Origin of the sequence: Mesorhizobium sp. M7A.F.Ca.AU.002.02.1.1, from assembly GCF_003998535.1 — a bacterium.
Taxonomy (GTDB): Bacteria; Pseudomonadota; Alphaproteobacteria; order Rhizobiales; family Rhizobiaceae; genus Mesorhizobium; species Mesorhizobium ciceri.
The window spans coordinates 1-5421 of the sequence record NZ_RZPB01000428.1 but is presented as its reverse complement, the minus strand read 5'-3'; the positions used below and the strand labels follow the sequence as shown (position 1 = coordinate 5421).

8 protein-coding genes are annotated in these 5421 nt (G+C 59.0%); 4 read left to right on the top strand and 4 right to left on the bottom strand.

Going from position 1 to position 5421, the window contains the following annotated elements; translation table 11 throughout:
* The coding region (locus EN879_RS23145) for a hypothetical protein (RefSeq protein ID WP_127274264.1) at window positions 1-605 on the top strand (605 nt) is incomplete at its 5' end.
* Window positions 598-1347: a metallophosphoesterase gene (locus EN879_RS23140; protein ID WP_013531519.1), complete on the top strand. Its 750-nt coding sequence runs from the start codon at window positions 598-600 to the stop codon at window positions 1345-1347. The genes EN879_RS23145 and EN879_RS23140, both read left to right, overlap by 8 nt.
* 39 nt (window positions 1348-1386) lie before the next feature.
* On the opposite strand, the gene EN879_RS23135 is transcribed toward EN879_RS23140, so the two are convergent.
* The 3 genes from EN879_RS23135 to EN879_RS23120 form a co-directional block, all read right to left on the bottom strand.
* Window positions 1387-1572, bottom strand: coding sequence for a hypothetical protein (locus EN879_RS23135; protein WP_013531520.1), 186 nt, complete (start codon window positions 1570-1572; stop codon window positions 1387-1389).
* A gap of 401 nt (window positions 1573-1973) precedes the next feature.
* Window positions 1974-3164, bottom strand: a complete 1191-nt coding sequence (locus EN879_RS23125) for an NADH-quinone oxidoreductase subunit D (protein ID WP_063168035.1) — start codon at window positions 3162-3164, stop codon at window positions 1974-1976.
* Between the two features lie 55 nt (window positions 3165-3219).
* The gene (locus tag EN879_RS23120) at window positions 3220-3615 is read right to left on the bottom strand and encodes a hypothetical protein (RefSeq protein ID WP_013531523.1); all 396 of its coding nucleotides are present in this window, start codon (window positions 3613-3615) and stop codon (window positions 3220-3222) included.
* A gap of 251 nt (window positions 3616-3866) precedes the next feature.
* Between EN879_RS23120 and EN879_RS23115 the strand changes: the two genes are divergently transcribed.
* Window positions 3867-4094: a hypothetical protein gene (locus EN879_RS23115; RefSeq protein ID WP_013531524.1), complete on the top strand. Its 228-nt coding sequence runs from the start codon at window positions 3867-3869 to the stop codon at window positions 4092-4094.
* Window positions 4091-4384 (top strand): hypothetical protein, encoded by a 294-nt coding sequence (locus EN879_RS39095; RefSeq protein ID WP_164745831.1) that lies wholly within the window; start codon window positions 4091-4093, stop codon window positions 4382-4384. Before EN879_RS23115 ends, EN879_RS39095 begins: the two co-directional genes overlap by 4 nt.
* A gap of 55 nt (window positions 4385-4439) precedes the next feature.
* Here the strand turns inward: EN879_RS39095 and EN879_RS23105 are convergent.
* On the bottom strand, window positions 4440-5421 hold a 982-nt coding region (locus EN879_RS23105), incomplete at its 5' end, for a copper oxidase (RefSeq protein ID WP_164774533.1).

The window sequence follows — 5421 nt, the reverse complement described above, 5'->3', positions numbered from 1 at the left end:
TCGATATCTTCTGCAAGGCAGGCGACTACGCGCGGATCCTCGCCCATTTCAAGCAGCTTGGATATGCCGTCGAAATCGAGGACGACCGGTGGCTCGGCAAGGTGTTCAAGGGCACGCATTTCTTCGACGTCATCTTCGGCTCGGCCAACGGCACGGTGCCTGTTGGCGACCTGTGGCTGGAACACGCCCGCCAAACCGAGCTGTTGGGCAGCAGGGTGCGGATCATCGGCCCGACCGAACTCATCTGGTCCAAATGCTTTATCCAGGACAGAGGGCGACACGACGGCGCCGATATCGCTCATACGATTCTCAAGGCGGGCGATCAGATCGATTGGCACCGGCTGCTTTCTTATCTGGAGGTTCATTGGGAGGTTCTGTTGATGCAGCTTATCAATTTCAGATGGATCTATCCGAGCGAGCGGGATCATATCCCGGCCTGGTTGCTCGATGAATTGCTCGACCGCCTCGCCAAGCAACGGCAATTGCCGTCTCCAAGGATGAAGATCTGCCGTGGGCGGCTGCTTTCGCAAACCGACTACGAGATCGACGTCAAGGAATGGGGCTTCGCCGGCGTCGGTGGTGTGGGAGAATTCCGTGATGGCTGATCCCGTCAAGAGCAGCGCGCCCAAGGACGGCGCACGCGCGCTCAAAGTTGCCGCGGTCGGGGATCTCCATGTGCGGGAAGATGCACAAAACTCGTATCGAGACCTCTTCGGCGAGATATCGAGCGAAGCGGACATTCTCGTTCTCACGGGAGATCTGACCAATCTCGGCAAGCCTCGTGAAGCGGAGATGCTGGCCGAGGATCTGCGCAACTGCTCGATCCCGGTTGTGGCAGTCCTCGGCAATCATGACTACGAGTCCGGTGCGGTGGAAGACGTCACGAAGATCCTGCGGCAGGCGCATGTTCACCTCCTCGACGGGCAGACAGTCGAAATCGAGGAGGTCGGTTTTGTCGGCGTGAAGGGATTCATAGGCGGCTTCGGGTCACGCATGCTCGGCTCATTCGGGGAACCGGCGATCAAGACGATGGTCGCGGAAAGCGTGAACGAGGCAATGCGACTTGAAAATGCGATGCGCCAGGTGCGGGCCAAGCGCACGCTGGTGATCCTTCACTACGCGCCGATTGCCGACACCGTCGCGGGAGAACCGCTGGAAATATTTCCGTTTCTGGGCTCTTCACGTCTGGCCGAAACGATCGATCGATTCCAGGTCAGTGCTGTCGTGCACGGTCATGCACATCGCGGTTCTTACGAAGGCCAAACGCCTGGCGGAGCCAAGGTCTACAACGTCGCCATGCATGTGGCCAAACCTGGCGGCCGCCCCTACGCCTTGCTGGAAATCTGATGCCAACGGCTTGCGCCGTCGATGCCCATTGGCCTGGACTCAGTTGGTGGCGTTGATCGACCTCGCCAACTCTTCCAGCTTCCGCGGATCGTTGCCGTGACGGCGCACCAGTTCGCGTGCCTGCCTTGACGGCAAATCGGTCGTGGCGGCCAGCTGTCGCACCTGCTGATCGTCGATGGCGACCTGCGGCAATGTATGGTCGATATCTCCTGACTTGTCCTTCATCACGCTTCTCCTTGGTCGATTTCGACGACAACGGCTCGAAAATCCGACCGGTTCCGAACGATCTGCAACTTTTGCGCCGGCATCCGTGGGCGGACCAACGTGCGCCTGCCTTGAGGGCGCAACGATCTCGATGGCTGTATTCTGCCAGGAACCATGCCACGGCGGACGAGTTGTTCCGACTGAACGGAGATAGTTAGATGCCACAGCCAAGACAGCCAGACCCAAATCGCGATATGCCCGTGCCGCCTCCAACATGGAAGCCGGAGCCGATCGAGGAACCCGAACCGGAAACGCTTCCGGACGAGACTCCGCTGCCCAACCCCGACGAGAATGAAGAGCCTCCCGTCCACGCATGAGAGGGAATTTCTGCATCGCGGGGCAAGCGCGCAACCTGCCGAGGACTAACGATCTATCTCGCCAAACACGATGTCGAGCGACCCGATGATCGCGGCAACGTCGGCGATCATGTGCCCTCGAGACAGGAAATCCATCGCCTGCAGATGGGCGAAAGATGGCGCACGTATTTTGCACCGGTAAGGGACGTTGCCCCCGTCAGAAACCAGATAAACGCCGAATTCTCCCTTTGGCGCTTCAACCGCGGCGTAGACTTCTCCCGCCGGCACGCGATGCCCCTCGGTATAAAGTTTGAAATGCTGGATGGTCGCTTCCATAGAGCGTTTCATCGTGGCGCGCCGCGGCGGCGTGATCTTCTGGTTCGGAATCGCGACCGGCCCCTGGCCTTCGGATGACCGCAGTTTTTCCAGGCATTGCTTCATGATCCGCACCGACTGGCGCATCTCCTCCATACGGACGAGATAACGGTCATAGCAGTCTCCGTTCTTGCCGACGGGGATGTCGAAATCCATGTCAGGGTAACATTCGTATGGCTGTGCCTTGCGCAAATCCCATGCCGCGCCCGATCCGCGTACCATCACGCCGGAAAATCCCCAGCGCCAGGCATCATCCAGCCCGATCACACCAACATCGACATTGCGCTGCTTGAAGATGCGGCTGCCGGTGAGCAGATCGTCGAGGTTGTCACAGACTTTGAGGAACGGATCGCAGAAAGCCCAGATGTCGTCGAGAAGCTTCGCAGGCAAATCCTGGTGCACGCCGCCGATTCTGAAGTAATTCGCATGCATGCGAGCGCCGGAGGCGCGCTCGTAAAAGACCATCAGCTTCTCGCGCTCCGCAAATCCCCAAAGCGGCGGCGTCAGGGCGCCGATATCCATGGCCTGGGTCGTGACATTGAGGAGATGCGACAGAAGCCGGCCAATTTCGCAAAAAAGAACACGGACAAGCTGCCCACGCTTTGGAACTGTTATGTCGAGCAGTTTTTCGGCGGCGAGGCAGAACGCATGCTCCTGGTTCATCGGCGCGACATAGTCGAGCCGATCGAAATAGGGCAGCGCTTGCAAATAGTTCTTGTGCTCTATGAGTTTTTCGGTGCCTCGATGGAGCAAGCCAATATGCGGATCGGCACGCTCGACGATCTCGCCGTCCAGTTCGAGCACCAACCGAAGAACACCATGGGCGGAGGGATGCTGTGGCCCGAAATTGATGGTGAAGTTGCGAACGGCGGCTTCGACCATTGCTGCTCTCCGCGACTGCATTTCGTCGATTCAGTGATGCGTATGGTTCGATGCCTCAAGTCGTCGTCTGAATGATCAGCGTCAGCGTGCCATCGCCATCTATGTTTGCAGCGACAACCTGCGAGGAATTGAGCCCATTCGCTCTCAAAGCCGACGTCGCCTGAGGTGAGGCATCGACGGAGCTTTGCAGGCGAAGCAAATCTTCGGCGCTGGTCTGGTTAATCACGGCATCGGCCTGCGCCTTGATTTCGTCCGGCAAATCCTCGACGGCGACAATGGCGACGCCGGTGAAATTCAAACCGGCAGAGCCTGGATCGGGCGGCGCCAGCTCCGGCTGCGCTTCGCCCTGCGGTGGCGTCACCTGGGGAAGCTGCGGTCCGATAGTTTGGGCGTAGACGGGCTGAATGGTGACCGCCCCGGAAAGCGCGACAGCTATCGTCAACATGCGCATGGTCGCTCCTTGCATTCTTCGAGGGAGATTTTGAAGAAACCCCCATGCTGAGCGATGGTTCCGCAAGGCCGGTCCCACCGGGCGATTTCGCCCCAACTCACCCCAGAGAGACGCCGAAAACCCTGGCCAAGGCGTTCGTCACACGGCTGTCTCCAACCGGTTGGGTAGCTCCGTACGGAATCGTACCATCGATTGATCTGCACCTTGGACAGGATCAAAATGAAGCTGAGGTGACCATGGGAGGGAGCCGCATGAGCATCGCCAGATGGGCAATAAGACCTGTCGGTACCGCCAAGGCGTTTCTGGCAGAAGAGCTTCGAAGTGCGCGATACGGCGACATCGTTTCGGTCAAAGCGGCGATAGAGGCCGCTCGCAGGGACGCGCCTTATTTGCAGGATACAGATGATGAATTGATGGAGACGATCATCGAGCTGGCACGGGAACTGGGTCTGGCCGTCCTTTTTGACTCTCGCGATTGACCGATGAGCCATGGTCGATGCGATTTGGTACGAAATCGACAATTGGCTCATGGTCGAAAATGCGCAATCATTGGGAAATGGGACGACGGCTGGACGACAAACTCGATTGCAAGGCTTGTGGGACCATCCAAATGGACATTCCCGACGACGCCAACGAGTCGACGCCAATTCATTGCAGCAATTGCGGCGCCTTTCTCGGCGAATGGGGTGAATTGCAGGATGATTTCTATCGCCAGGCTCGCGGTACCGAAGCATTCGACTTGCGCAACGGAACCATTATCAAGAAGTAGCGCGCAACAACGCGCCCCCCGATGACACAGGTAAATCCACAGGGGGGTGGCAGATTTAACCGACGTCGATCACGACCATCAGCCCGCCGCCGCCCTTTTCCTCGACATTGTTGTTCGTCGTGTGATGCGGGATGTGGCAATGGATGAGCCACTTGCCGGGACGCCGTGCCTTCCAGACGACGTCATAGCGCTGTCCTGGCCCGACATTGATCGTATCGGCCAGAAAGCGCGCCGAGGGAGGAAGCGTCTCACCGTCACGAGCGACGACCTCGAAGGGTCCGCCATGGATATGCATGGGATGGACGAAGCCATTATTGGTGCCGATGAAACGCACCTTCAGCGTCTCGCCCACCTTCATGGGGATGGCGTCGGTTGCGGGATAGGCCTTGCCGTTGATGGTGAAGAAGTTCGGCATACCGCCTTCCATCGGCATCGAAGGATAGGTCAGTCCATCGCGCACCAGCCATTCCTGAAGTTCGATCACATAGTCGTGGTCAGCCTGAACCTCGTCGGCGGGATTGGCAGGGTCGATGATCAGCGCCCCATAGAGCCCCAGCGCCTGGGTACGGTCCGGCTTGGCATGCGGATGATAGAAATAGGTCCCGTGCTGGGTCGCGGTGAATTCGTAGGAATAGGATTGCCCAGGCTCGATCGGCGGCTGGGTGATCTCGGCGGGCCCATCCATCTGGTTCGGCAGGATCATGCCGTGCCAATGCACCGTGGTCTCCTCAGGCAGGTCATTGGTGACGTCGATGCGAACCTTATCGCCCTGGCGAATGTGGATGCGCGGACCGGGGATCTGGCCGTTGTAGGCATAGGCGTCGACCGCGACATTGGGCAGGATCTGCCAGCGGACCACTGAGGGCCTGAGGTCGAACACCTTGACGCCGTTCTCCAGGCGGAATGGCAGTTCCTGGTCGCCTTTGGCGGCAAGGCCATAGGATGCCGTGACGCGATGCGGATTGGTTGCAGCCATGTCACGCATGGCTTCCGCCGGCGTGTCGCGGCCCATGATCATGCCTTGCGGCATGATCGCC

Coding starts and splice junctions, on each gene's coding strand:
- EN879_RS23120 (WP_013531523.1), bottom strand. CDS start 3,615: ATGCGCATGTTGACGATAGCTGTCGCGCTTTCCGGGGCGGTCACCATT.
- EN879_RS23115 (WP_013531524.1), top strand. CDS start 3,867: ATGAGCATCGCCAGATGGGCAATAAGACCTGTCGGTACCGCCAAGGCG.
- EN879_RS23140 (WP_013531519.1), top strand. CDS start 598: ATGGCTGATCCCGTCAAGAGCAGCGCGCCCAAGGACGGCGCACGCGCG.
- EN879_RS23135 (WP_013531520.1), bottom strand. CDS start 1,572: ATGAAGGACAAGTCAGGAGATATCGACCATACATTGCCGCAGGTCGCC.
- EN879_RS23125 (WP_063168035.1), bottom strand. CDS start 3,164: ATGGTCGAAGCCGCCGTTCGCAACTTCACCATCAATTTCGGGCCACAG.